The sequence below is a fragment of the Sporolactobacillus sp. CQH2019 genome, from assembly GCF_028765345.1.
Lineage (GTDB): Bacteria > Bacillota > Bacilli > Bacillales > Sporolactobacillaceae > Sporolactobacillus.
This window is the reverse complement of record NZ_JARAJZ010000001.1, coordinates 308102-333907: the sequence shown is the minus strand read 5'-3', so window position 1 is coordinate 333907 and position 25806 is coordinate 308102. Positions and strand designations below refer to the sequence as shown.

Genomic DNA, 25806 nt, shown 5'->3' with positions numbered 1-25806 from the left:
CGGCTCCGATCTAGTGTCTGCCGGCTGCAGCAGGCCTCGGACCCGATAAATTTAAGAGAGTGGTACAGGATTCATGTTCCTTAAATTTAACAGAAAGACATTTATGGATCTGGATGTGCAGGAAGGGCTTACGATCGGTTTTTTGTTTTTGTACGCCTTTTTCATCATGCTTTTTTTTACACAATCTTCTCCTTTTTTTGTTTTGAATAATTGGGACGACGCGAATGCCTTTTTTACGGTGGGGAAGGGAATGGCCCACGGGCTTGTGCCGTACAAAGATCTTTTCGAGCAGAAAGGGCCGCTGCTTTATGCGCTGTACGAACTGGCTTATTTCGTATCGCATACGAACTTTTTCGGTGTCTATCTGCTGGAAAGCCTGGCCATGTTTTTCGACCTTCTTCTGGCGTTCAAGACGGCCTGCCTCTATCTGCAGAGGATGCCGTCTGCGTTCATTTCACTTTTGTTTCCGACTTTTATTCTCGATCAGTCCGTGTTTTATTTAGGCGGCAGCGCCGAAGAGTTCGCGATCCCGTTTGTCATGCTCTTTCTTTATTTAATGCTGAAGCACTTTAAATTATCTCACGGAGAGCCGTTCGGCAAAACCTTTTATTTGATCGGCGGCCTGACATCCGGCTGTGTCCTTTGGATCAAGTTCACGCTTCTCGGCGGCTGGATCGGATTTTATTTGGTTGTTCTGCTGATCAGTCTGCAGAAAAGGAAATGGCGCGAGCCGGTGCGGGCGCTGCTGTATACTTCTGCAGGGCTTGTTCTGGCCAGCGCGCCCTGGATTGTCTATTTCGGGATTCATCACGGAATTCGGGCGCTGATTGACGTTTATTTCAAATTTAATCTGTCTGCTTATTCCTCGCAGGACAGTATGGCGGAGAAACTGATCAATTGCGCGCTGACGGTCGGAACAGTACTTGATCACAATCCGGTCAGCGGAGCCGTCATGCTGACAGGGATGATTTTTTTTCTGTTTACTTGGAAATATTTGCGGTCTATGGAGGAAAAATGGGCCTTTTTCTGCTATGCGGCCGGTCTTGTGCTGGGTGTTTATATTGGCGGAAGACACTATGTTTATTATTTTCTGATCGTTCTGCCGCTGACGTTGTTCGGCCTTATTGCAATCGGAGGGCTGCTGCAGAAGTCCGGGAATAAGCCGGCCGCTTATAGAGGCAAAAGGAATGAATGGCCGGCGCTGATCATTTTTGCGATGGCTGCCTTTTTCCTCTGCTTTGGTTACAACACGAACATTCTGTCGTCAAAGTTTTTCGTCAGAAAGCCGCCGGTCCAGGAAAATTTTGCAGCGATCATCGATCGGGAACGGCATCCGACGCTGCTGAATTACGGCTTTCTGGACGGAGGATTCTATCTTGCTTCCAATATTGTTCCGAACACCCGCTACTTTGAAAAACAAAATGTTAAGTATAAAGTGTATCCGGAAAATATGAATGAACAAAATCGCTATGTCAGAGCAGGCTTGACCCAATTCGTTGTCGTCAGAGCTCAGAAACGCATGGCACCGTGGCAATTGAGGATCCCGGCGATTTTTAAAAAATATCATATAGCCGCTCAGCAGTTTCAAAGGGCCGTCGGCAGGACTTATCGCTATATTCTGTTCAAAAAAAATTGACACCCGGGCGGATGGCGGGTAGTATCTTATAAAGACTGTCAGACCGGCCTGAAATTTTTTTAGAATCATGATTATTTCTCTATTTGTAACAAAACAGCGGCTATAATTAAAGCAGGAGTGTTTAATCGTGAGAAAAGAATTACCACTTTTGTCCATTGTCGTTCCGTGCTGCAATGAAGAGGCAGTTCTCGATGAAACAACCAAAGAACTCACGGAAATCATGAGCAACCTGGTCCGGGGCGAAAGAATCAGACCGGACAGCGTCATTTTTTTTATCGACGACGGAAGCAAAGACAGGACATGGGCAATCATCGAACAAAAGGCTAAGATCAATCCGTTCGTGCAGGGGCTGAAACTGAGCAGGAACTTCGGCCACCAGGGGGCGCTTGTCGCCGGAATCGAAACAGCGGGCCGGTTTTCCGATTGCGTCATTTCGATTGATGCCGATCTTCAGGATGATGTTCACGCAATCTATGAATTCATCGATAAATATCACGAGGGCTGTGACATCGTTTACGGAGTCCGCGACAAACGGGAAACAGACACTTTCTTTAAGCGGAACACAGCGCTGGCCTTTTACAGCCTGATGAACAGAATGGGCGTGAAACTGGTCCCCAATCATGCGGACTATCGGCTGATGAGCAGGAAGGCAATCATCGAATTTGGGAAATATAAGGAAGAAAATATTTTTCTTCGCGGCATCATTCCGCTTCTCGGTTTCAAAACAGCGAAAGTTTATTATGATCGCAAAGAGCGGTTTGCAGGCCAGTCAAAATATCCGCTGAAGAAAATGATTGCTTTCGCCGTCGACGGCGTCACTTCATTCAGTATCGCTCCGATAAAGATGGTGACATGGCTTGGTTTTTTCATCGTCCTGATCGGCGCCGTCATTGCCGTCTATTCGATTGTCGTCTGGCTGCTCGACCACACGATCAGCGGCTGGACATCCCTGATTCTGTCCATCTGGATCGTCGGAGGCATGCAGCTGATTGCCATCGGCGTCATTGGCGAATATATCGGGAAGATATTTAAAGAAACGAAGCGGCGTCCGAGGTATTCGGTGGAAATCAACACGATGGAAGAGCTGAAGGTAAAGGAAACGATCAGCCATGAGTGAAACCCGGTCGCAGTCTTCACAAGAACGCTCAGGCCTGCAGTTCCGGCTTCGCCTGATCAAGCAGGCGGCTGCGTTCGGGACGGTAGGCGTATTGAATACGGCGGTTGATTTTATTGTTTTCGTACTGCTCACGCACTTTTTCTCACTGTTTTATGCGCTTGCACAGATACTCTCGTACGGCGCCGGCATGCTCAACAGTTATTTCCTCAATTCCCGGTTTACATTCTCGAACTCGGCGAAAAGCAAGTCGCGTTTCATCAGGTTCACGATCCTCAATCTGGCGGTCCTGCTGATGACGCTGCTTGTGATGCACGGCCTGCTTTTCCTGCCGCTTTATGCCGATAAACTGATCAGCACGCTTGTCGGCCTTATATTTAACTTTGTTCTTAGCAAATTCTGGGTATTTAAAGCATAAGCAGGCACAACCCGGCCGTATGTGATCACGGTTTCCGAGCTGTGCCTGTTTTTTATTGCCCGCAGTCAGTTGCCGCCCGTCTGATCCTGCTCGAAGATAATCCTGTCGAGTTCGCGAACCAGTTTCCGATAATAATCGGGTTCATAGTGATTGGTCGATTGCCCATCGGGATGGTCGAAGCGGCCGATATACCCGTAGCGGTTCAGGTCGATGGTATGAATGTGCGGCAGCCGGTGCAGGAGGTAGGATTCCATAAATTGAAAATACATATTGCTTCTTTTCACCAGATTCAGCTGATCGCTAAAAAATTTGATCTGATAATTCGGATCGTAGTAACGATTGATCATCCGCGCTTTTTGCAGGATGATCCGTTCTTGCGGAAAGAAGCGGACGATCGCGTCGGCAAACGCATCGGCAGCCGGGCACCAATAGTTTAAAAACGCCTGTTCGTCATCATGGGAAATGAAGCGGGCTTTCCCGGTCAGGGACTGCAGAAACGGGCGATTTCTTAAATAAAAGTTGCCGGTGACGATGTGCTGATCGTCATAAACGACGAGGTCGCGGACCGCGTCCGGATAAAGATCGAAAAGAAAATACTCGGCTTTTGCTTCGGACAGCTTCTCAAAGAAAAGTTTTTCAAAATCACTTTTCAGATAGTCTTTCTCAATAGCTTTTTTGTCCCTGAAAAAGTCGTCCGGAAAAGAAACAGGCCGGCTCATCAGGCTGGGAATGCTGGAGTGAAACTGTGTAAACGTGATCGTGTATTTATCCTTATAACCGGGATTGAAATAGGGACTTGAGTTAAAAGCCCCGCGTGTATAGCAAGATCCGAGAATGGCCAGGTTCACAGGCCCTTTGTGATAAGAGGCCGGTGAGACATAGTTCATGATCATCACTTCGATTTCATGCCGGGCATTCACCTGGAGGACGGCCGCCAATTCCGAAGTCAGCCTCAGCCGGCCGGTTCCGACGGCAGGGCCGCCGTTGATTAACAAAGGCATCCATGTCTGCACGCCCGTCGCTGCATCTTCAATCCGGATCATCACGATAAACCGGTCGTTTTTTTCAATCTTGTAAAGATCGTTCAGATGTCCGGCCGGAAACGTGAGACGAACGGACGTCATTTCTTCTTCGACAGAACCGTTCAAGGAGAAGCCGTTGAAGGATTCCGACCATTTTTCAGTATCAATCTCCAGCCTCGCTCCGACGACTTTTTCATGCTGCGGCTTTTTGCATACGATGTTCAGTTGCCCGCTGCCGCTGAATGTTATATTTTTTGCTTCAAAATAACGGGGAATCCTTTTCACCCACAGGCCGACGCAGCCCTTTTTATTGATATAAAATTTTGCCTGATAGAAAATATTCCGTTCGATGACCGTATAATCATCCGCGAACGCTGCCTTATTTCTAAGCGGGAGATAGAGCGGACGATCATCCGGACCGTTTTCAAGCTTGACAGATAAATCCCATACTTCTTCATGGGCAATTGCGGCATCCGGGAAAATGGACTGCTTGCTGATGCCGGCGCTCCAGCGGCTGTCGGATTGAAAATCAAGCGGGAAGACGGTCTCGTGTTTATACAGGACCGAATTTTTATTATCCCTTTTTCTGACAGCCAGGCTGGCGTGCCGGAATGATCGGCGGTTCACTCCGGTCAGTTCCCCGCTCAGCCTGTAGTGACCCGAATCGTCCGTCGCCGCATGAAGGATCGCTTCGCCGGCCTCGCTTTCTCTGACGGAGACCGACAGGTTTCTGTTTGCGTTTTTGTAAAAAACGATCGACAGAGCATCGGCTGAAAACGGATACTTTTCCTCACCCTTTGTGAAAAAAGAGACGGCCTGTTTTCTGTCTCTGCCGACAAAATAGCAGTCCCAAAAATCGATAGTACTTTTCAGATCGGACAGAAGCGACAGGTCCAGATCGGCTCTGAACGCGCCGCGCTTTACCCTGCAAGGGATCCGCACGTCCCTCGGAATAAACAGATCATTTCCTTTGATGCGTTCTTCAAGAAGCAGTGTACCTGCCTGTATATCCTTGTCGCACGTGCCTTCGATGAGAACGGCCTGATTTTTGGAAAAAATTTTCAAACGAGACAGGGAGGCATTCAAAATACAATCACTCTTTTCATCAATTTATTGACTTTTGCCATTTATGTTTCTTCTATTTTACTACAAGCAGACAGGCTCCGAAAATAATCAGCAGGACACCGAACATTTTGCGCCGGCTGATTTTCTCCGACAGAAAGAAATAGGAAAAGACAAGGGTCCAGATGTAGGTAACGGCGGTCAGCGGGTAAACGATCGTGTACGGCAGCAATTTCAGCAGCCAAATGTTGAGCAAAGCGCCGGTCACGTAAAAAATGCCGCCGATACCGAGATTGACGATAAAGTAAAGCGAAAGCCTGAGTCCCCGTGCCGTGCAGCGTTTAAAGAAAAAACCTCCCAGAGAGCCGAGCAGGGTCATAAAGATCAGCAGGGACACTTCTTCAGCCATTGTCGCCGCCCCCGATCAGAGACGCGCCGGCCAAAATAATCAGAATGCCTGCTATCTGCACGATTGACAATTTCTCCCCGAGAAAAAGACCGCCGAGGACGATGGAAAAGATATAGCCGACACTGAGCAAGGGATGGAGAACGGACAGATCGCCGAATCGAAAAGCGACAATCATCAGAACGGCTCCGCAGAAATAAAGGAGGAAGCCGATGATCAAAAAAGCGTCGGGAAAGTGCTGCGACAGCTTCCAGAGCATTTGTCCGACAGCCGTCGACAGCGCCGCCGTCAGGATAAGAATAATCCCCGTGCGGTTTTTAGCAAAGGAATGGATCATTTCTTTAAACATGTGTTTCCCCCTTTTTCCCGATCAGAGAAATCAGAAAGAAAAACGGCACGATCAGCAGATAGTTGCTGAACAGATAGCGCGGGTCCTGAGCCGGAATGGCCGCGAAAATGGTTCCCAGATTGAGTGCGGCCGGCAGAGCGGCAAGAAGCAGTTTCCACTGACCCTTCAGCACGACGACGAACAGCAGCACGATCGTCAGGTAGAGGTAGAGCGCCGGAAGCACGAGTATCCTTGCCATCCCATGAAGGAAGACAGAATCATAATCCTCAATGATCGAGGCAAGTCCCGTGTTGGCGTATTGCGTGCCGTATTTCGAATAGTAAAAGGTTTGATAATGAATATGATAACGTTTGACCGTTTTTGGCGACAGGAAATAGACTGGCCGGTAGCTGTTGAATGCTTTGTAACGGAAAATCGGACGCATTTCGCTTTGCGGGATATTCAGTTTGTAAACAAGCTGCTCCATGCTCAGAAATGATTTAGCGGCGATGACCGGGTTCTGCCGGACAATTGCCGACCAGTTCAGGGCGAATGCTGCCGGATTCTGCCTGATATAGTTTTTGTTGAATCCGGTCGAAAATTTAACCGAGTCGACCTGCGTCGGCTGATACTTTTGTTTCCAGCGGCTCAATGGAAAAATATGATTGAAGTACTGTTTCTGCGCCGCAGTCATTTCGCCGTTGCCTTTAATAATGCCGCCTGCCTGCTGAACGGGTATGGCGAGCGATTCAAGTTTGTCCGCCGGGAATACCTTAAAATAACTGAATACGGGAACGGTCACGATCAGGAAAGAAACGACCGCCGCCAGAAAGACCGCATACATCCGCAAATAATTTTTCCGGAAAAAAAACGGGAAAATGACAAACAGGGCCAGAAGCACCGGCCAGCCGTTGTGCCGGAAAAAGATCAGGCCCGCAATCGAAAGATACAGAATCAAAAGATGGATAGACGATTTCAACCATTTTCCTTCCGAGCGGATGATCTGTATCAGCACGGTCGTCAGCAGGAGCAGAAAATAGCAGTACAGCGTATCTTTCCAAATCGTTACCGAATAAAGCGCGCTGAGCGGAAAGAAGGTGAGAAAGAGCCAGCCGGCCGTAATCATCCATTTGTTCGTGCCCATTTTTCTGAAGGCATAAATGACGTATCCGCTGATCAGGTCCGCGCATACGAGCTGCAGAATGACAAAGGCCGCGGGATTATCCCATAGTTTAGTTGTCAGCACGATGATCCAGGTCATCACGACAGGATGCCAGTCGTTGAAGAAAATCGAATGAGCCTGCTGCCACTGATTGACGGAATCAATGACGAGAATACCCGGAAAGAACGCCCAAAGATAAAGCAGGGACAGCAGCATCGGCGGAGCGGAATAGAGAAGCACGGTCCGCTTCGGCGGGCCGGCGGCTTCATCCGGCCCGGGCAGCAGTGTACTTAACCAGACAATCGCCAGCAGCGAGAATAGAAGAAACAGAAAAGCCGCCGCGTAAACAGCTGCCGCCGCGAAGAAACCGGCATCGGATAAATAGAAGCGGGGCACTTTTAAAGCGACGGTCAGCACGGCGGCAAACAAAAAAAGAAAAAGAAAAGCAAATTCCTTCATTTTTTTGTTTAATGAACGGTAGGGCCCGAAAAAAGCCTGGCCGGCCACGCCGAAACAGAGGAAGCCGCCGATGATCGCAAAAAAGAGCACGAAAACGGGAGAAAGCCGCCCTGCCTGATGCGAAAGCAAAGAAAATCCTGTTCCGACAATCGGGCCGCCGATCAGGCTGGCGGCGATGCAGTGTAACGTTTGCTTATTCATCGGTCATGACCTGCTCTTTTCCAATTCATGTCTGCTTCCCAGCGAATCGTAAATACGGTGCAGTTCCATTTCGTACTGTTTCCTGGCATTATTGACGACGGTATCGAGAACGAGTCCGCAGACAAGCGAAAGCATGGCCATCATCATCAGTCCGACGGCCAGCACAGCGGACGGGACTTTATAAATATAGTGAAATTTGATAAATTCGACGATGACGGGAATTCCGGCAACAAAACTGAGAACGGCCAGCAGAGCGGCCCAAAGGGAGAAAAATTCCAGAGGTTTATAATCCTTAAAAAGAGCGAAAATAGTTTTGATCACTTTGATGCCGTCACGGACCGTATTCAATTTCGATTCGCTTCCGTTCGGCCGGTCGCGGTAGTCAATCGGAATTTCTTTAATTTTGAAACGCTTGTCCAGTGAATGGATGCTCAATTCCGTCTCAATCTCAAATCCGGTGCTTGTGACCGGAAATGAGCGGACAAACAGCCGGTTGAACCCGCGGTAACCGGTCATGATGTCGTTGATACTGCTTTTGTAGAGCCGGTTGATCAGGTTTTTAACGAGCGTGTTGCCGAAATTGTGAAAAGCCCTTTTATTTTCATTTTCATAGGTGCCGTTAGACAACCGGTCGCCGATCGTCATATCGGCTTCACCGCTGATCAGCGGCTGAATCAGTTCGTGCACGGCCTCGGCCGGGTAAGTGTCGTCGCCGTCCACCATGACGTAATAATCCGCATCGATATCGAAAAACATCGACCGGACGACATTGCCTTTTCCCTGACGGTATTCCTCGACAACAATGGCTCCTTTCTCTCTGGCGATTTTATTTGTCTGATCTGTTGAGTTATTATCGTAAACGTAGAGATCCGCTTCCGGGAGCTCCCGTTTAAAGTCGTCAATGACCTTGCTAATTGTCAATTCTTCATTATAGCAAGGGATCAGTACAGCAATTTTCATCGTTTACACTCCTTGTCCATACGACTATTCAGTCAATCATTATAGATTATATCATTAATAGGCGTGCAGAATATGTATATTTTTAATTCTGTTTGTGGGCGGCGGGATGTTGATTTATAATACCATTAGCAATCATAAAATCGGTGCCGGCTTGCTGCTTTTTAATCCGGTACACGGATTTAAGTGTGGAGAAATTATTTTGAGAGAGAAAGAGGTTTTTGCCGACATGAAAGTCCCGAAAATCAGCGTTATCGTTCCGATATATAACGTGCAGCGCTATCTGGAGGACTGCCTGGATTCTTTAAACAAACAGACTTTCAAGGATTTCGAGGTCATTATGGTGAATGACGGTTCCACCGACAGGAGCGGCAGGATCATGCACCGCTATGCGGATGAGCACGCCAATTTTTTTGCCCATGACAAAACGAACGGGGGTCTTGGACAGGCAAGAAATTTCGGATTGCAGTTTGCAAGGGGCGAATATATTGCTTTTATGGATTCGGACGATCTTCTCGATTCGGAAGCCTATGAAAAAATGATCGCTCTTGTCGAAGAAACACATTCGGATATGGTGATCGGAAACGTCGTCCGTTTCAATTCATTCAAAGAATTTCCTTCGGTCCTTCATCAGAAGGTCTTTACGAAGAAGAAGCTGAAAGCGCATATTACAAGAGATTATGAACTGGTTTACGATACGACCGCGTGGAACAAGCTGTATCGGCGCTCGTTTTGGGAGGAGCACCGTCTGTCGTTTCCGGAGCACATGCTTTATGAAGATATTCCGGTGACTTTTCCCGCTCATTATCTGGCAAATTCCGTGGACGTTCTTGACGATGTCGTTTATTATTGGCGCTCCCGCGATTTCGGCGACCAGTCGATCACGCAGAATCGAACGGATATCAAAAATCTGACAGACCGGCTGAAAGCCGTCGACCTGCTGAACGCTTTTTTCGAGAAACATCATATTGAAGGCGGGCTGAAAGCTGCAAAGGACTATAAAATCCTAAATACCGATCTGCTATTATATCTGAACAAACTGGATGAAGCCGACGATCCCTATGTCGACATGTATCTGGAGCGGGTGTCCCGTTATCTGCAGACCGTTCCGGATGAAAGCCTGCTTCAGCTCTGGCCGATCGACCGGATCAAGTATTTTTTTGTAAAAAAGAGGGACAAACAGCGAGTGCTTCGTCTGCTCGGCTATCAGCACAGCGGCGAAATGAGCCGGCTGAAAATTGCGCGGCGCGACGGCCATTATTATGCCGACTATTTGTATCATGAACAGGTGCCGCAGCCGCTGCTGCTGATCGACGACAATCTGCAGATAAAGCGGAAGACGCGCAAAGTGTCCTGGCAAGGGCGGCGGCTGACCGTCGAAGGATACGGATACATTGAAAAAATCGATGTTCCGCACCGGTCGGCTGTCGCAGTGCAATTTTCCCTGCTGAACGAAGAGAGCGGACTGAGGCTGCCGATTGAAAAGGCCGAAGTGAAGCGATACCTGCCGAACACGATCATGCACGGGATTCTGGCGAAAAAAAAATACATGCCCTTTAAGTTTGTCTATAATTATAATTGGTCCGGTTTTGCACTCTCCATTCCGTTCGACCGGGCACCGTTCGATCAGATTCCCTACGGCAGTTATGTGATTGAAGGGAAGATCATCGCGGGCGGACTGACACGCACCTTCTTTGTCGGGTCTCCCGTGAGAGGGAGCAGAACGCGGCCGGATTTTATCAATGATCAAAAACAGACGATCCATATTGCTTACAGCGGCAACTGGGATCTGCATATTATCAAGGAAAAAATAGACAACGTCATTAAAAGCGTGGAAATCGGCTCATCTGAAATCCGTCTGGCCGGCCGCGTGTCCGATCCTGATCAGGCAGACACTCTGAACATCAAGAATAAAGAGAGCGGTGTACGCCTCAGTTTCCAGCCGGCATCCGGGCAGTCTCCGTTTGAGATCGGCATTCCGGCCCGGACGTTTGCCGCAGAAGAGCATCTCGGCGAGTGGGATGTCTCCCTATCGATGATTGACGGGACAAAAAGCCCGGTCGTCTTCGGGAAGGGCAATGAAACCATCGGCGACATCGGTTTTGCCGAAGCGGCGGTCCGGGTGCGGCCGAGCGGGCATATGTACCTTCTTATTCAGAAATACGGAGCTGAGCTGCTCGACGTGGCCGCTATTAATAGAAAAACGATCAGGCTGTCTGTGGCGGCTCCCTTTCCGTTTGCCGAACGGGATGGGGTGGCGGACAATCTGATGCTGACGCTGCAATCACACGATCAAAATGAAGTGCGCAGCTTTTCCCTGAGCCGGACCGGCCGGACGGATCCGGTCGGCCGGCCGATTCTTGAAGGGCGGATCGATCTGAGTCAGGAAATGAATCCGGAAAACCTGAAATATCGGGATTTCAGCCTTTTTCTGACCGATCGCCGCAACGATGGAAATCCTTCCTGCAGTTATGAGATCTATTCGGATCAATTGCTCAAAGAACCGGTATCCATCGTGTTCAACAAGGTTATCTATGCATTCAGGCACACAAACGATCGTACGCTTTCGCTCAGCCTTGCGGCGAAATGGGGCTGGATCGAGCGGGGAAGATTACGGCGCGCGGTTCTGAGAAAGCTGTTCTACCCTGCGGCGCGGCGGCTGTTTCCCATGAAGCAAAAAACGGTCATTTTTGAAAGCTACTGGGGCAAAAATTTTGAATGCAATCCGAGAGCGCTGTATGAATACATCGATGCCCATTACCCGCAATATAAAACGGTGTGGAGCCTGCGCGACCCATTGACGCATATTGAAGGGCACGCCGTCAAAGTCAGAATGCATTCATTAAAATATTATTATTACATGGCGACTGCCAAATACTTTGTCAATAATGTCAATTTCCCGGATTTTTATCGGAAAAGAAAACAGGCGGTTGAGCTTCAGACGATGCACGGGACACCCCTGAAAACGCTCGGACTTGACGTTCCCGGAGAAATCAAACCGGGGAAACAGATGGAGATCTATCTGGCGAAAAACAGGCGCTGGGATTATTTATGCGTCCCGAGCGACTATGTCGGGAAAATCGCCGAGCGGGCTTTTGCGCACAGGGCTGAAGTGATTGAGACAGGCTATCCGAGAAATGACAAGTTATTTTACGATAATTCCGCGGAGAAAATCCGTGAAATTAAAGTCCGGCTCGGCATACCGACGGATAAAAAAGTGATTTTCTATGCACCGACGTGGCGCATAAAGAACCAGTTTAAAATGGAAATGGATCTTTCGAGATTAAAAGATTGCTTCAGCGGCGAATATGTTCTGCTCGTCAAGTTTCATCATTACGTGGCCGATGCCGTGCAAATCGACGAAAGGCAGACGGCCGGTTTCGTTTACAATGAAACGTCCTATGACGATATCAGGGATCTTTATCTGATTGCCGATGTCTTAATCACAGATTATTCGTCGGTGATGTTCGACTATGCCATTCTTGCACGGCCGATTATTCTGTTCACGTATGATCTGGAGCAATATCGTGATAACCTGCGCGGTATGTATTTCGACATCATTGAGAAAGCACCCGGTCCGGTCTGCCTGACCAATGACGAATTGATCCGCGAACTTCGGAACATCGGCCGTTTCAGAGAGAATTACGGCGACAGGCTGGATGCGTTCAGAGCGATGTTTACTTCCTATGATCACGGAAACGCCAGCGAAAAATGTTTTAATATCGTCTTCCAAAAGTGATCCGCTTTGCCGGCGGTTTTCCCGCGGCGGATTGAATTTTTTCAGAGAGGGAACTATAATGGCTTAACGGCCGGAAGGATTTATTTGCAGGACAGGCTGCCTTGAAAGGCAGCCGGAGAGGGGGAGCGGTATCATTGAAAAGGGTACTGACCTACGGAACGTTCGATTTGCTGCATTACGGGCACATAAATCTGCTGAAGCGTGCCCGGGCGCTCGGAGATTATCTGATTGTCGGCCTTTCAACGGATGAATTTAATGCTTTGAAACATAAGGAGGCTTACCACAGCTTTGAACATCGCAAATTGATTCTGGAAGCGATCCGCTATGTGGATCTCGTCATCCCCGAGAAAAACTGGGAGCAGAAAATTGATGACGTACAAAACTATCATGTCGATGTTTTTGTCATGGGCGATGACTGGAAAGGAAAATTTGATTTTCTCAAGGAGTACTGCCAGGTCGTTTATCTCCCGAGGACTGTCGGCATTTCGACTACAAAAATAAAACAGGATCTCTATTCGTTAAAAAATGATTAGAGAATGGTTGGTTGAAATTTATCTGTTTCTTTTTAAGATTTTTTTTGCTTTTTTTAAACTTTTTCCAAAAAGGGACAAAGTCGTTTTTGTCGCATCTTTCAGCGGAAATACAAGATATGTGGCCGAGGAATTCAGACGGGAACGCGTTCCCTGCAATCTCGTGTTCCTTTGCAGGAAAAACTGCCTTGCTGATTTTCGTGCGTGCGGCGGACGCGTGCTTCCTTTTGAAACAGCCGGTTTTCTTTCCCTGCTGCGTTCAGCCTTTCATCTGGCTACGGCCAAAACGGTTTTTGTCGATAATTATTTCGGCTTTCTTTCCGTCGTCCGCTTCAGAAAGGGCGTCTGCTGCATTCAATTGTGGCACGCATCCGGAGCACTGAAAACCTTTGGTCTGGAAGATCGGTCGGCCGCTCTCAGAACGAAGCGTGCGAAACGGCGTTTCAGACGTGTCTATCGCCGTTTCGACAAAGTGATCGTCGGATCCGATAGGATGGCCGGCATATTCATGCGCTCTTTCGGCATCGGAGAGGAGCGGATGCTGCGTACCGGAATACCGCAGACTGATTTCTTCTACACTTTTCACGACCGCCGCCGGCTATTTTCGGAAGACAGAGCCTGCATGGCACGGCTGCAGCCCAACGCCGTTTCAGCGGACGGCGCGGACGGATCGCTCCGGCCGGGGGAAAAAGCAGCTGAATGGGTAAGGGCAGCCAGCCTGAAAAAGAAAATCTTATATGCCCCGACTTTCCGGGAAGATGAACGGGATCATTTTCAGCTCCGGCTTGATCTCGAGCTGATGAAACGTGCGCTCGGCGAGGATTATATGCTTCTGATCCGCCTGCACCCGGCCGTCCGTGCTTCCCTTCGGATACCGGAACGCTGCAGCAGCTTCGCCTTTGATTGCTCAAACAGCGGGGATGTGAATGAATGGCTGCTGGCAAGCGATCTTCTGATTACCGATTATTCTTCGCTGCCCGTTGATTTTGCTTTACTCGGCCGCCCGATGATTTTCTATCCCTATGATCTGGAAGATTATGAAAAAGAGAGAGGTTTTCAGGGAAACTATCTGGACTGGGTTCCCGGTCCGGTCGCCTTCTCAACCGGCGATATCGTTTCTTTTATTAAAAAAGGGAGCTGGAATCTTGATAGGGTGGCCGCTTTTTCGGATCAGTGGAATACCTATTCGAAAGGGCATTCAAGCCGCAACGTGGTTCATTATGTAAGGAGGATAACGGACTTCGGCCAGTGACCGGGCGGAAACTATTCAGCGGGCAAAGGGTCCGGAGTTCTTATCAGGTTTCCGGAAAACGGGAGAACCGATTGTCGTGCGGAAGGTGAAAAATGGATGAAAACGGAAGGATCAATAAGGCTTCGTTTAAAGACGCACGCTGCCTTTCTTTTTAAAAAATGGGGACGTTTTGTCTTCCGCTGTGTCTACAGAGAATGTTTCAGGCTGTTGGGGCATCTTCCCGCGGACAGAAATCTGGTCATATTTGAAAGCTTTTTCGGAAGACAATACAGCTGCAACCCGCGGGCGATCTACGAGTACATGAGGGAGAACTGCCGGGATTACCGGCTGATCTGGAGCGCAGACCGGCGGCACGGGAGACTGTTTGAGCAGCACGGCGTGCCCTATGTCCGGCGCTACTCATTGAGATGGCTGCTGATGATGAGCCGTGCCCGCTACTGGGTGACAAACATCCGCTTCCCGTCGTGGTTCTGCAAATCGAAGCACACGATTTATCTGCAGACATGGCACGGAACACCGCTCAAGCGGCTCGGGACGGATATTGAGCACGATCCGGCACCGGGTAAGGATGCGGAAAAATATAAACGTGATTTTGTGAAAGATTCCGGAATGTGGGATATTCTGATCTCTCCGAATCGTTATTCTTCCGATATTTTTACGCGTGCATTTGCCTTCGGGAAAACGCTGCTTGAAACGGGTTATCCGCGGAACGACTGCCTTTATCGAATGAATCGGAGCGATACCGTCCGGGCCGTCAAAGATAAGTGCGGACTGCCGCGGGATAAGAAAGTGATTCTTTATGCGCCGACATGGCGCGACGATCAGTTTGACGGCGCGGAACGCTACCGCTTTGACCTTCATCTCGATCTGGAGCGGATGCGCGGCCAGCTGGCGGATAATTATGTAATTATCCTGCGGATGCATTATCTGATCGCGGGCCGGCTTGACCTTGGGGCGTATGCCGGTTTTGCCTTTGATTTTTCGCACTATGACGATATACGCGATCTTTATCTGATATCCGATCTCCTGATCACCGACTATTCGTCCGTGTTTTTTGATTATGCGAATCTGAGGCGGCCAATGATTTTCTTTGCCTATGATATAGACAGATACCGTGACTTTCTGCGCGGATTTTACTTTGATTTCGAAAAGACGGCTCCGGGTCCGATCGTCAGAACGACTGACGAAGTGATTCAGGCCGTCAGAGAAACGGAACGTCCGGGCTTCCGGTTATCGGAAAATTTTGAACCTTTCTTTCAAAAGTTTTGTTCCCTTGAAGACGGCCGGGCAACGGAGCGGGTCGTCAGACGCGTGTTTGGCAGCGGCCCGGCCCAAACTGATTTTTGACGTTGTGAAGGCTGCCCATTTGTAAAAGTAAAATTAAATTAGAATTATTAAATAATATTCATTTTGAAATAAGACTTATCATGCCGGAAACGTGGTATAGTATAGATGTAAGAGGAATTAATATTAATTATTAAAGAGTATGGGAAGGTTGGTGGTGAGGATGTACAGAATACTGGTACCAGTCGATGGTTCCGAGCCTGCTTCACGCGCTTTACGGGAAGCGGTTACAATTGCGGAAGGCAAGCAAGAAGCAGAGATCACGTTGATTTATGTCAGCCCTTCTCCTGTGTATTTTCCGTTTTATTCGATGGTCGGGCCGTCATTGGATGCAGATGTGAAGGAAGTTGAAGAAAAAGAAGGCAACCAAATGCTGGATGAACTGATTGAAAAAGAATCGGCAAACACGAATATTAAATTTCACAAGAAACATTTATACGGAATTGCCGCGCAGGAAATCTGCGATTATGCGAATGATACGAAAATAGACATGATTGTCATGGGGAATCGCGGAATGGGAGCCTTCGGGCAAGTGATTCTGGGAAGCGTCAGCAATAAAGTGCTTCATCTGGCGGATTGCCCGGTCATGATTGTGAAGTAAGGCCTGCAAAGGGCGGCATGTACTCCTGCAAGCGAACATTGCTGGCAGGGGTTTTTCTATTGAAGCTTCGATTAAATGGGTGGGCTTGTGCAGGGAACCTTGAAATCGAAGTTATTTTTTTTGCCTAAACACTTGAAAGTCAAAAAAGGTCAGACTATAATAAAAGCATAAGGTCAAAGATGGTCAAACAAAGAGATGATCACACTGACCGTTGGAAAAGTGGAGGAGGCATAGCAAGTATGGTGCTTTGTGATGAATGCAAAATCAATCCGGCAGTTATAGAAATGAATGTCATTATTAATGGACAGCAGAAACATCTGCACTTTTGCGAGGAATGCTATATGAAAATGAGAAACAATATGAGTATGCCTTCGTTCTTTCAGGGCGGGGGAGCTTCACCGTTTGACGATCTTTTCAAAAGTTTTATGCAGCCGTCTTTTGCGGACCGGGAAAATAAGGCCCAGGAAAACGGAATGGCCTTTGACGGCGGACAGGCGCGGCCGTCGGGAGGCGGGCGCCGGGGCGGTTTCCTTGATCAGATCGGCCGCAATCTGACGGAAGCGGCCCGCAGGGGGAAAATCGATCCTGTCATCGGCCGCAACCGCGAGGTCCAGCTGGTTATTGAGACGCTGAACCGCAGAAATAAAAACAACCCGGTACTGATCGGCGAACCAGGTGTCGGCAAAACAGCGATCGCGGAAGGGCTTGCCCTTAAGATCGTCGAAGGGAAAGTGCCGGCCAAACTGGCGAATAAGGAACTTTATCTGATCGACGTTTCTTCTCTGGTAGCCGGCACCGGCATCCGCGGCCAGTTCGAACAGCGAATGAAACAGTTATTGTCCGAACTGGAAAAACGTAAAAATGTCATCGTCTTTATCGATGAAGTGCATCTGCTCGTCGGCGCCGGTTCCGCAGAGGGCGGCTCGATGGACGCAGGCAATATCCTGAAGCCGGCCCTTGCCCGCGGCGAACTTCAGATCATGGGTGCAACGACCTTGAAGGAATACAGAAAGATCGAGAAGGATGCCGCTCTTGAACGGCGTTTCCAGCCGATTATTGTGAATGAGCCGACGCAGGAAGAGGCTGTTCAGATTTTAAAGGGTCTTCAGTCAAGATATGAAAACTATCATCACGTCCGTTATAGCGATGAAGCGATCCGGGCCTGTGTCGCTCTGTCCTCACGTTATATCCAGGATCGTTTCCTGCCCGACAAGGCGATCGACCTGATGGATGAGGCCGGTTCTAAAATGAACCTCAATCTGACGCCGGTCGATACGGAAAGTGTTAAAAAGAAAATCGAGGAGATCTCTGCAGCTAAAACGCAGGCGACGAAGAATGAACGGTTTGAACAGGCGGCAAGGCTTCGCGATCAGGAACATGCCTATCAAAAGCAGCTCGAACAACTGGAAAAAATCAAGGCGAACGGCGCCGAGCCTCCGGTAACGGGCAATGAAGCGGTCGTCAATGAAGAACTGATTCAGCAGATTGTGGAGACGCGTACGGGCATTCCGGTCCGTAAACTGCAGAGCGATGAACAGAACAAGATGAGAAACCTGGCTGAGCATCTGAACGAAAAGGTGATCGGCCAGAAGGAAGCCGTTGAGAAAGTGGCCAGGGCCATCCGCAGAAACCGCACAGGCTTCCGCAAAACGACCCGTCCGATCGGTTCATTCCTGTTTGTCGGCCCGACCGGCGTCGGCAAGACGGAACTTGCCAAGACGCTCGCTTATGAAATGTTCGGCGAACGCGATGCGATGATTCGTCTCGACATGAGTGAATACATGGAGAAACATTCGGTCTCGAAACTGATCGGTGCCCCTCCCGGCTATGTCGGTCATGATGAGGCGGGTCAGCTGACGGAAAAGGTACGCCGCAAACCGTACAGTATTATCCTGCTTGACGAGATTGAGAAGGCGCATCCGGATGTAATGCATATGTTCCTTCAGATTCTGGATGACGGCCGCCTGACGGACAGCCAGGGGAGAACGGTCAGCTTCAAAGATACGGTCATTATCATGACCAGCAACGCCGGAATCAACAACAAATCGGCGACGGTGGGATTCGGTGCGACGGACAGCCGCGAGGATATGATCAAGCAGCTGGAAAACTACTTCCAGCCGGAATTTCTGAACAGGTTTGACGCGATCGTCAAGTTCAATTCTCTGACAAAAGACGATCTGCTGGCGATCGTCGACCTGATGCTGAAGGATATTGAAAGTGCGGCACAGACACAGGGCCTGACGCTGACCGTGACAGATGCCGCGAAGAAGAAGCTTGCCGAACTCGGTTATAATCCGGAATTCGGGGCACGGCCGCTGCGCCGCGTTCTTGAGGAAAAAGTCGAAGACAGCATCTCCGATTTGCTGCTGGAAAACAGCGGGGCCAAATCGATAACTGTAGATGAAGCCGGCGGCGAAATCAAAGTCGCAGCAAATCGTTAATATAAAGAAGGATTCTCCGCAAGGAGGGTCCTTTTTTGGAGAAAAAACGGCCGCGTGCCCTTCTGCGGCAATTTCCGTTTGACATTGTACAGAAAACGTGGCAGAATGGCTTTACAATTACGAAAAAGCGATGAAGGGAATCAGTAGCGGCTGTTTCTGTTTTCAGAGAGCGGGCGGTTGGTGCGAGCCGGCGGCAGACAGTGCGGCGAATTACCTCCCTGAGCATCTTCCGCGAACGAAGAGTAGCGGGAGACGGCCTTGACCGTTATGGCAATTGAGAGGCGGCACTTTGCCGCCAGAAGGATGGTACCGTGCATAAAAGCGCTCCTTAAGGGAGGGCTTTTTTATTTTGCCGATATCGGACAGATTAAAACGAAAGGTGTGGCAAGGATGGACATTATTGATGATTTGAAATACCGCGGCCTGATTAACCAGGTGACGGATGAAGAGGGGCTGCGCGAGGCGCTGAAAAAGCCGATATCGTTTTACTGCGGCTTCGACCCGACGGCCGACAGCCTGCATGCCGGCAACCTGCTGATCATCATCACGATGATGCGTTTCCAGCGGGCGGGGCACCGTCCGGTCGTCGTCGCCGGCGGCGGGACGGGCATGATCGGCGACCCGAGCGGCCGTTCCAGCGAACGCCGGCTAAACACGAAAGCAGTTGTCGACGGCTATGTCCGTCATTTTAAAAAGCAGTTTTCCTGTTTTTTCGACTTCGACGGCGCCAAGGCCGTTTACGTCAATAATGGCGATTGGCTGGGCAGCCTGTCGGCGATTTCATTTTTGCGCGATGTCGGCAAACATTTTTCGCTCAATTACATGCTCTCCAAAGATTCCGTTCAGTCGCGGATGGATGCCGGTATATCGTTTACGGAGTTCTCCTATATGCTCCTGCAGGCGTTCGATTATTTGAATCTTTATGAGAAATTCGGCTGCCGGCTGGAGATCGGCGGCAGCGACCAGTGGGGAAATATAACGGCAGGCCTGGAGCTGATTCGAAGAAAGGGACATGAGGAACCGGCGTTCGGGCTGACGTTTCCGCTGATCACCAAGAGCGACGGAACAAAGTTCGGCAAATCAATGGGCGGCGCCATCTGGCTGGATCCGGACAAGACGACTCCTTATGAATGGTATCAGTTCTGGATGAACACTTCGGATGACGATGTCGTCAATTACCTGAAATACTTTACTTTTCTTTCGAAAGATCAGATAGAAAGCCTGGCTGCGGAGACGGCGCGGCACCCCGAAGAAAGGAAAGCGCAGAAGACGCTTGCACAGGAGCTGACAAAACTGGTCCACGGCGAGAAAGCGCTGCGGGAATCGGAACATATTTCCGAGGCACTCTTCAGCGGCGACATTTCGCGGCTGACCGCCGAAGAAATCAGTCAGGGATTCAAGGATGTTCCGACTTATGAGGCGGCTTCGGACGCACCGGAAGGTCTGATTGATCTGATTGTCGCCGCGGGCGTCACAACTTCCAAACGTCAGGCGAGAGAAGACGTTAAGAATGGGGCGATCTATGTTAACGGCATCCGCCGGACGGAGCTGTCCTATGTGCTCTCGGAAAATGACCGGATTGACGGCATGTACACGATCATACGACGCGGAAAAAAGAAATATACGCTGATCAGGTACTGAGCACACGTGAAGGCCGGCATAAAAATGCGGTGAATCGGTATGTCCCTGCGGCAATTGATGCACACTAGTGTCGAATAAACGACCGAATATTAGACGACGTATGGCGAAATTGGTATACTGATAATAGTGGTTTTAATCTGCAGAAAGTTGAGAAATAGAAACGCTTCATACTGTGAATTCGTCACCGTAAGAGATCAGCAATCGAAGGAGGAATAGATCATGGCTACGGAAAACGAAAAAAAATCATGCAGCGGTCTTGGTGCAAAAGAACTTTTTATCGGGGGCGTTATCGGAGGAATGATCGGAGCCGCCGCGGCGCTGTTTCTTGCGCCCAGGTCCGGAGAAGAGCTGCGCCGCGATCTGTGTGCCAATAATGCGATCGGGAGCGGCATCGAAAAGATTAAACAGGCGGCGTCGAATCTGATCAAAAAAGACAGCGAACCGTACAGCTGACCCTGTCTGGGCCGTTCATCAGCTCTTTTGGCGTCAGGGATGCGAAATAGAAATAATCCGCATCCCGGCGCTGAAGGGGCTTTTTATGTTCCCGGACGGAGAGAAGGCCGTGCGGGCGGCCCGCCAGCGGAAAGACCTGTTTCCAATCCGGATTTTCTTAAACGTGATAGGTATTTCCGGACGGCAGTTCCAGACAGTTGAGCTGGCCGCCGAAGACGCAGCCGCCGTCAATGCCGATAATATTATTCTGACCGAAAAAAACGCCGCTGGAAGACTGAAGGGTCATAGTTGGCGTATGGCCGAAAACGACCGTTTTTTCTCCGTGATAATGGGTCAGAAATGGTGCGCGTGTCCACAAAAAGGTTTGATCGTCCGTTTCATCCGGGGATTTTTCCGGATCGACCCCTGCATGGACAAAGAAATAGTGTTCTGTCTGCGTATAAAAGGCAAGATGCTGAATCCATTCCAGATCGTCGCGCAGTTCTTTCGGCAGATCCGCCGAACCATTCTGGAGACCATGATAAAAGGTTTTGAACGTTAAGCCGTAGCTTGCAAGTGTTCGGGCCCCGCCGTTCGCCGCCCAGTTAGCGAGCGTATCCGGGCCGGGGCTGGCCAGCGCTTTTTCCATCATGTCTTCGTGATTGCCTTTCAATGCAATGGCTCCTCCGCTTTCCAGCTCCCGCGCCTTTTTAATGACGGCTTTCGGATCCTGTCCGCGGTCGACATAATCGCCCAGCAGAATCAGGAGATCCTCGTCCGGGTTATAGTGCGTTAAGTCGAGGAGGGCGTTAAATGGATCAATTTCGCCGTGCATGTCGCTGATCGCGAGCAGGCGTCTGATTGTTTGCAATAAAATCCCCCCGCTTTCCTGTCTCTATCATAGACAAATCGGCAACGGTTATGCAACCGTGAAACGGCGGTTTCCGAGAGTGATCATCGTCACTTTATTACTATTCACGGCCCAAATCGTTATAATGATAGTGTAAGCGAATTCATCGGCAAAATCATTGAATCGATTCAGTTTACAAAAAAGAAGGGATGAGACGGATGGAATATCGGACAGAACACGATACGCTCGGTGAGGTCAAGGTGCCGGCCGACCGGCTGTGGGCGGCACAAACGGAGAGAAGCAGGCATAATTTTCATATCGGGTGGGAAAAAATGCCGCTCGATATTATCAGGGCTTTTGCCGTGCTCAAAAAAGGAGCGGCACTGGCCAACCGCGATCTCGGAACGTTGGATGCTGAAAAGGCCGCAGCTATCGTTACGGCTGCCGATGAAATCATCGCCGGAAAATGGGATGACGAGTTTCCGCTGATGGTCTGGCAGACCGGGAGCGGGACACAGTCAAATATGAACGTGAACGAAGTGATTGCGAACCGCTCCAATCAGCTTCTAAAGGAAAAAGGATCGAAAACGCGTGTTCATCCCAATGACGACGTCAATAAGTCGCAAAGTTCGAACGACACGTACCCGACGGCGCTGCATATTGCCGCGCTTCTTGCTGTCGAAAATGAGGTGCTGCCGGCTCTTGACGAACTGAAGGAAACGCTTGACAGAAAGGCCGCGGCTTTTCAGGACATTATTAAGATCGGGAGAACCCATCTGCAGGATGCGACGCCGCTCACTCTCGGCCAGGAAATCAGCGGCTGGGCCTACATGCTGGATCGTTCAAAAGCGCTGCTGCTTGCCGACAGCGATTATTTGCGGGATCTGGCGATCGGCGGAACGGCGGTCGGAACCGGGCTCAATGCACACCCTGAATTCGGGGAGCGCGCCGCACGGGAAATTGGAAAGATCACGGGAAAAACGTTCCGGTCGTCTAAAAATAAATTTCATGCGCTGACCAGCCATGATCAGATTGTTGCCGTTCACGGCGTTCTGAAAGGGCTGGCCGCCGATCTGATGAAAATCGCCAATGATGTCAGATGGCTGGCGAGCGGACCGCGCTGCGGAATCGGCGAGCTTTCCATCCCGGCAAACGAGCCGGGCAGCTCGATCATGCCCGGGAAGGTGAATCCGACACAATGCGAAGCGGTGACCATGGTCGCCGTCCAGGTTATGGGGAATGACGCGGCTATCGGCGTTGCCGCCAGCCAGGGAAATTTTGAACTGAATGTATTTAAACCGGTAATCGGCTATAATTTTCTGCAATCGACCAGACTGCTGGCCGATGTGATGCACTCGTTCAATGAACGCTGCGTTGCCGGCATCGAACCGAATCGTGCAAAAATCAAGGAAAATCTCAATCGTTCGCTGATGCTTGTGACGGCGCTCAATCCCTACATCGGTTATGAGCAGGCTGCCAAAATATCGAAGCTGGCATTCAAAGAAGGGCTGAGCCTGAAGGAGGCTGCCGTTAAGCTCGGCATTCTGACCGCCGGACAGTTTGACGACTATGTCAAACCTGAAACGATGATCCATCCGCACGCTTAATAGAAAGCAGGGGCGGTCCCGAAAAGGTGGCCGCCGCTGAGGACCGGATTCAAAAAGTCGGCCTGTCAACATTTTAATCAATTCAAGAGACTGCCTCATAAACGGGTGATCAACCTTATGATGCAGTCTCTTTTCGGCTTTAATTCTCCTTATATGCCGGCGGCCCTTTGGCTCAGGCTGTTTCTTTTGTCTGCCGTCCCCTGCTTTTTCAGCAGACAAACGGCTCAGCGGGCCTCCTCCATTTTTTTGATCCGCTGTTCATTCTGCCCCGCCTTTTTAACAAGAGCGGGATATCTGAAAAGAAGCATCGTGTAACGTCCCAATAAAAAACCGGCCATGAAAATGAAGTAAATCACAAAACTCGACGATCCGTTTAATGAGGGCGCCAGCGACAGGAAATGAACGGATGCGTATTTCAATGCGTAGCGTATCGGAATGGAAAGAAACCAGACCAGGACAGCCATGACGGAACCTGACAAGTACCAGGCGCCGTTATGATTCACGAGCGGCGTGTAACGCCCCTGTATCAGGCCGAGTCCGAATGACAGAAGGAAGCTCGCCGCAATGATGCACCAGTCCGCCGGCGGCAGAGCGGGCAGGATTGAGAGCGAATAGCCTGAGAACAGCAAGAGGGCGAGCGGCTGCCGGTACAGTCTGCCCGTCAGCGGTATTTCGCGGAGCTGGTTGATCAGCACGGCAGCCAGAAAAAGTGAACCGATAACAAGGATCAATGAATTCCACCTCCATCTTGCTTATGCGCATTTTCAGTTTATGAAGGGCCTGATTTGTCCTACAACGCCGATCTTCTGACTTCAGCAAACAATTTTCTTAGAAGTTTATTAAATTACAATGGTGTTACAAATAAAAAGCGACAAAATATACCATTTTTCTGCCTTATGTTACATTTATGTTTCATCAAGAAATAAAAGCTTAATATCAGCCGTTAAATTGTTAATGTTATAATGAAAAAGTCGATGAAATGTGTAAAAAAAACGATAAGTTACTGAAATAAAATAAATAGAAAAACAGAAAATTGACGCATTGGGGAGGACATTAGCTAATCATGGCAATGAGCAAAAAGAAAGTGGCAGTGACAGTCGCACTGACGGTCGGACTTACATACACGGCAACAGCCCCATCGGTTACATACGCAACGTCCTTACAATCGCTTCAGAATCAGACGGCTTCGCAGCAGTCGCTCAGCGGGCAGGTGAGCGCGCAGAAAAAAGCACTTCAGGCGCAGCTCGATCAGATGATTCAGCAGCAGCTGAAGCTGACCGGGCAGATCAGCGATGCCCAGGCACAAATTAACACGACAAACGACCAGATCTCGACACTGAAGAATGATATCCAGGTCCTTCAGAAGAGGATCGATGCCCGCAAGAAACTCCTCGATACCCGCTTGGTTTCGATCTATAAGAACGGCGGATCGGTGGATGTGATCGACTTTCTGCTCGGTTCCAAATCGTTCGGCGATTTCATCGACCGGGCGACGACTTTGAACATGATCACGACGCAGGATCAGAAAATCATCAACGATCAGAAAAATGATCAAAATGCGGTCGCGGTAAAGAAACAGAGCGTCGAAAAGAAACAGGCGGCCAATGTAGCTAAACTGGCCGATCTGCAGAAAAACCTCGGCAAGGTGAATGCACTTCAGGCTCAGAAAAAAATTGCGGTCAGCGCGCTGAATGACAAGCAGGCCAATATCTCGCAAACACTGACTGAGCTTGCGGGCGCCGCCTCAAACCTTAAAAATGCGAAGCCGGTTGCGGCGGCTGCTTCGTCTTCGCCTGCTGCCACTCCGGTATCGCATCAAAGCAGCACGTCGAATGCCAATTCAGGAAACTCGGGAAGCTCTTCTTCGTTTACATTATCGTCTTCGGTGTCCTCGGGCGGTATTGCCGGTATTTTGAACTACGGAAATCAGTTTATCGGCCGTTCTTCGTACGCCTGGGGTGTTGAGAGTCCGTCGACCGGCCGCTTTGACTGCTCCGGATTCGTTCAGGCCGCGTTTGCCGCGAACGGCATCAGTCTTGGAAGAACGACGGGGGCTCAGGTGAATGAAGGCACGCGGGTCAGCTACAGCAGCGCCCGGCCCGGCGATCTTGTCTTCTTCGATACGGACGGCGTCAACGGCCATGTCGGCATTTACCTCGGCGGCGGCCGTTTTATCGGTTCGCAGTCGAGCACGGGCGTAGCCGTTGTCAGCATGAGCAATCCATATTGGAGTGCGCACTTCAGCGGCGTCGTCGTCAGAATCCTGAACTGATCGAACAGAGACTATTTTATACTAAAGAAAAAAGCCGCAGGGACCGATTTCCCTGCGGCTTTTTTCGTTCATATATCATGTGCGGCTGAAAGCGGCGCAGCAGCTGTCAAAAGTCCCTTTTATGATCCTGATTATTCGCACTTATTGATTCTTTAGCCGTTACTGCGGATATTCTGCACTTTATTGATGATCCTCGGCCTGCAGCTGTTGATATGGGTCCGCTTACGGTTGATAAAACGGCGGTTGCCGTTGAGGGGAGGCCGCTTATCGGTGATTTTCATCAGGAGGCGCTGAATAGCGGCAGGCGAAGAAAAAAACGGGCATGTCTGCCA

Annotated in this window: 20 protein-coding genes and 1 other annotated feature; of the genes, 13 read left to right on the top strand and 7 right to left on the bottom strand. The window is 49.7% G+C overall.

The features are described 5' to 3' along the window. Positions 1 to 73: 73 nt before the first annotated feature. From OYT88_RS01570 to OYT88_RS01560, 3 genes are all read left to right on the top strand, one after another. Positions 74 to 1636 (top strand): hypothetical protein, encoded by a 1563-nt coding sequence (locus OYT88_RS01570; protein WP_274397600.1) that lies wholly within the window; start codon positions 74 to 76, stop codon positions 1634 to 1636. Positions 1637 to 1763: 127 nt separating this feature from the next. Further along, on the top strand, positions 1764 to 2753 hold the full coding sequence (locus tag OYT88_RS01565; protein WP_274397599.1) for a glycosyltransferase family 2 protein: 990 nt from the start codon (positions 1764 to 1766) through the stop codon (positions 2751 to 2753). Next, on the top strand, positions 2746 to 3168 hold the full coding sequence (locus tag OYT88_RS01560; RefSeq protein WP_274397598.1) for a GtrA family protein: 423 nt from the start codon (positions 2746 to 2748) through the stop codon (positions 3166 to 3168). Before OYT88_RS01565 ends, OYT88_RS01560 begins: the two co-directional genes overlap by 8 nt. Before the next feature lie 65 nt (positions 3169 to 3233). Here OYT88_RS01560 and OYT88_RS01555 read toward each other — a convergent pair whose 3' ends face one another. Genes OYT88_RS01555 through OYT88_RS01535 form a run of 5 tightly spaced genes read right to left on the bottom strand, consistent with a single transcriptional unit; the run spans position 3234 to position 8768 of the window. Continuing rightward, a complete protein-coding gene (locus OYT88_RS01555) occupies positions 3234 to 5276 on the bottom strand; it encodes a DUF6270 domain-containing protein (RefSeq protein WP_274397597.1) in 2043 nt (680 codons plus the stop codon). 52 nt (positions 5277 to 5328) lie between these two features. After that, positions 5329 to 5661, bottom strand: a complete 333-nt coding sequence (locus tag OYT88_RS01550) for an EamA family transporter (protein ID WP_274397596.1) — start codon at positions 5659 to 5661, stop codon at positions 5329 to 5331. Next, complete coding sequence (locus OYT88_RS01545; RefSeq protein ID WP_274397595.1) at positions 5654 to 6007, bottom strand: EamA family transporter; 354 nt, start codon at positions 6005 to 6007, stop codon at positions 5654 to 5656. The genes OYT88_RS01550 and OYT88_RS01545 overlap by 8 nt, the downstream gene beginning before the upstream one ends. After that, the gene (locus OYT88_RS01540) at positions 6000 to 7808 is read right to left on the bottom strand and encodes a DUF6020 family protein (RefSeq protein ID WP_274397594.1); all 1809 of its coding nucleotides are present in this window, start codon (positions 7806 to 7808) and stop codon (positions 6000 to 6002) included. Before OYT88_RS01540 ends, OYT88_RS01545 begins: the two co-directional genes overlap by 8 nt. Positions 7809 to 7811: 3 nt before the next feature. Further along, positions 7812 to 8768, bottom strand: a complete 957-nt coding sequence (locus OYT88_RS01535) for a glycosyltransferase family 2 protein (protein WP_274397593.1) — start codon at positions 8766 to 8768, stop codon at positions 7812 to 7814. Positions 8769 to 8967: 199 nt separating this feature from the next. Between OYT88_RS01535 and OYT88_RS01530 the strand changes: the two genes are divergently transcribed. The 8 genes from OYT88_RS01530 (at position 8968) to OYT88_RS01495 (ending at position 20766) form a co-directional block, all read left to right on the top strand. Further along, the gene (locus OYT88_RS01530; RefSeq protein ID WP_274397592.1) at positions 8968 to 12504 is read left to right on the top strand and encodes a bifunctional glycosyltransferase/CDP-glycerol:glycerophosphate glycerophosphotransferase; all 3537 of its coding nucleotides are present in this window, start codon (positions 8968 to 8970) and stop codon (positions 12502 to 12504) included. Between the two features lie 134 nt (positions 12505 to 12638). After that, positions 12639 to 13037 (top strand): glycerol-3-phosphate cytidylyltransferase, encoded by a 399-nt coding sequence (gene tagD, locus OYT88_RS01525; protein WP_274397591.1) that lies wholly within the window; start codon positions 12639 to 12641, stop codon positions 13035 to 13037. Positions 13038 to 13044: 7 nt separating this feature from the next. After that, positions 13045 to 14286 (top strand): CDP-glycerol glycerophosphotransferase family protein, encoded by a 1242-nt coding sequence (locus OYT88_RS01520; RefSeq protein WP_274397590.1) that lies wholly within the window; start codon positions 13045 to 13047, stop codon positions 14284 to 14286. A gap of 96 nt (positions 14287 to 14382) precedes the next feature. Then, entirely contained in the window at positions 14383 to 15633 is a 1251-nt protein-coding gene (locus tag OYT88_RS01515) for a CDP-glycerol glycerophosphotransferase family protein (RefSeq protein ID WP_443217486.1), read from the top strand. Between the two features lie 160 nt (positions 15634 to 15793). Beyond that, positions 15794 to 16231: a universal stress protein gene (locus OYT88_RS01510; RefSeq protein WP_274397589.1), complete on the top strand. Its 438-nt coding sequence runs from the start codon at positions 15794 to 15796 to the stop codon at positions 16229 to 16231. Between the two features lie 242 nt (positions 16232 to 16473). After that, positions 16474 to 18672, top strand: a complete 2199-nt coding sequence (locus tag OYT88_RS01505) for an ATP-dependent Clp protease ATP-binding subunit (RefSeq protein WP_274397877.1) — start codon at positions 16474 to 16476, stop codon at positions 18670 to 18672. Between the two features lie 121 nt (positions 18673 to 18793). Continuing rightward, positions 18794 to 19004, top strand: a binding site (T-box leader). Between the two features lie 58 nt (positions 19005 to 19062). Then, the gene (tyrS, locus tag OYT88_RS01500) at positions 19063 to 20313 is read left to right on the top strand and encodes a tyrosine--tRNA ligase (RefSeq protein ID WP_274397588.1); all 1251 of its coding nucleotides are present in this window, start codon (positions 19063 to 19065) and stop codon (positions 20311 to 20313) included. Positions 20314 to 20532: 219 nt separating this feature from the next. After that, positions 20533 to 20766, top strand: a complete 234-nt coding sequence (locus OYT88_RS01495) for a YtxH domain-containing protein (RefSeq protein WP_274397587.1) — start codon at positions 20533 to 20535, stop codon at positions 20764 to 20766. 157 nt (positions 20767 to 20923) lie between these two features. Here the strand turns inward: OYT88_RS01495 and OYT88_RS01490 are convergent, their stop codons facing one another. Further along, a complete protein-coding gene (locus OYT88_RS01490) occupies positions 20924 to 21607 on the bottom strand; it encodes a metallophosphoesterase family protein (protein ID WP_274397876.1) in 684 nt (227 codons plus the stop codon). Between the two features lie 206 nt (positions 21608 to 21813). On the opposite strand from OYT88_RS01490, the gene fumC reads away from it, so the two are divergent. Then, positions 21814 to 23202, top strand: a complete 1389-nt coding sequence (gene fumC / locus OYT88_RS01485; RefSeq protein ID WP_274397586.1) for a class II fumarate hydratase — start codon at positions 21814 to 21816, stop codon at positions 23200 to 23202. A 224-nt stretch (positions 23203 to 23426) separates the two neighbouring features. Here the strand turns inward: fumC and OYT88_RS01480 are convergent, their stop codons facing one another. Continuing rightward, on the bottom strand, positions 23427 to 23933 hold the full coding sequence (locus OYT88_RS01480; RefSeq protein ID WP_274397585.1) for a hypothetical protein: 507 nt from the start codon (positions 23931 to 23933) through the stop codon (positions 23427 to 23429). Between the two features lie 332 nt (positions 23934 to 24265). Between OYT88_RS01480 and OYT88_RS01475 the strand changes: the two genes are divergently transcribed. Beyond that, the gene (locus OYT88_RS01475; protein WP_274397584.1) at positions 24266 to 25474 is read left to right on the top strand and encodes a C40 family peptidase; all 1209 of its coding nucleotides are present in this window, start codon (positions 24266 to 24268) and stop codon (positions 25472 to 25474) included. Positions 25475 to 25806 lie beyond the last annotated feature (332 nt).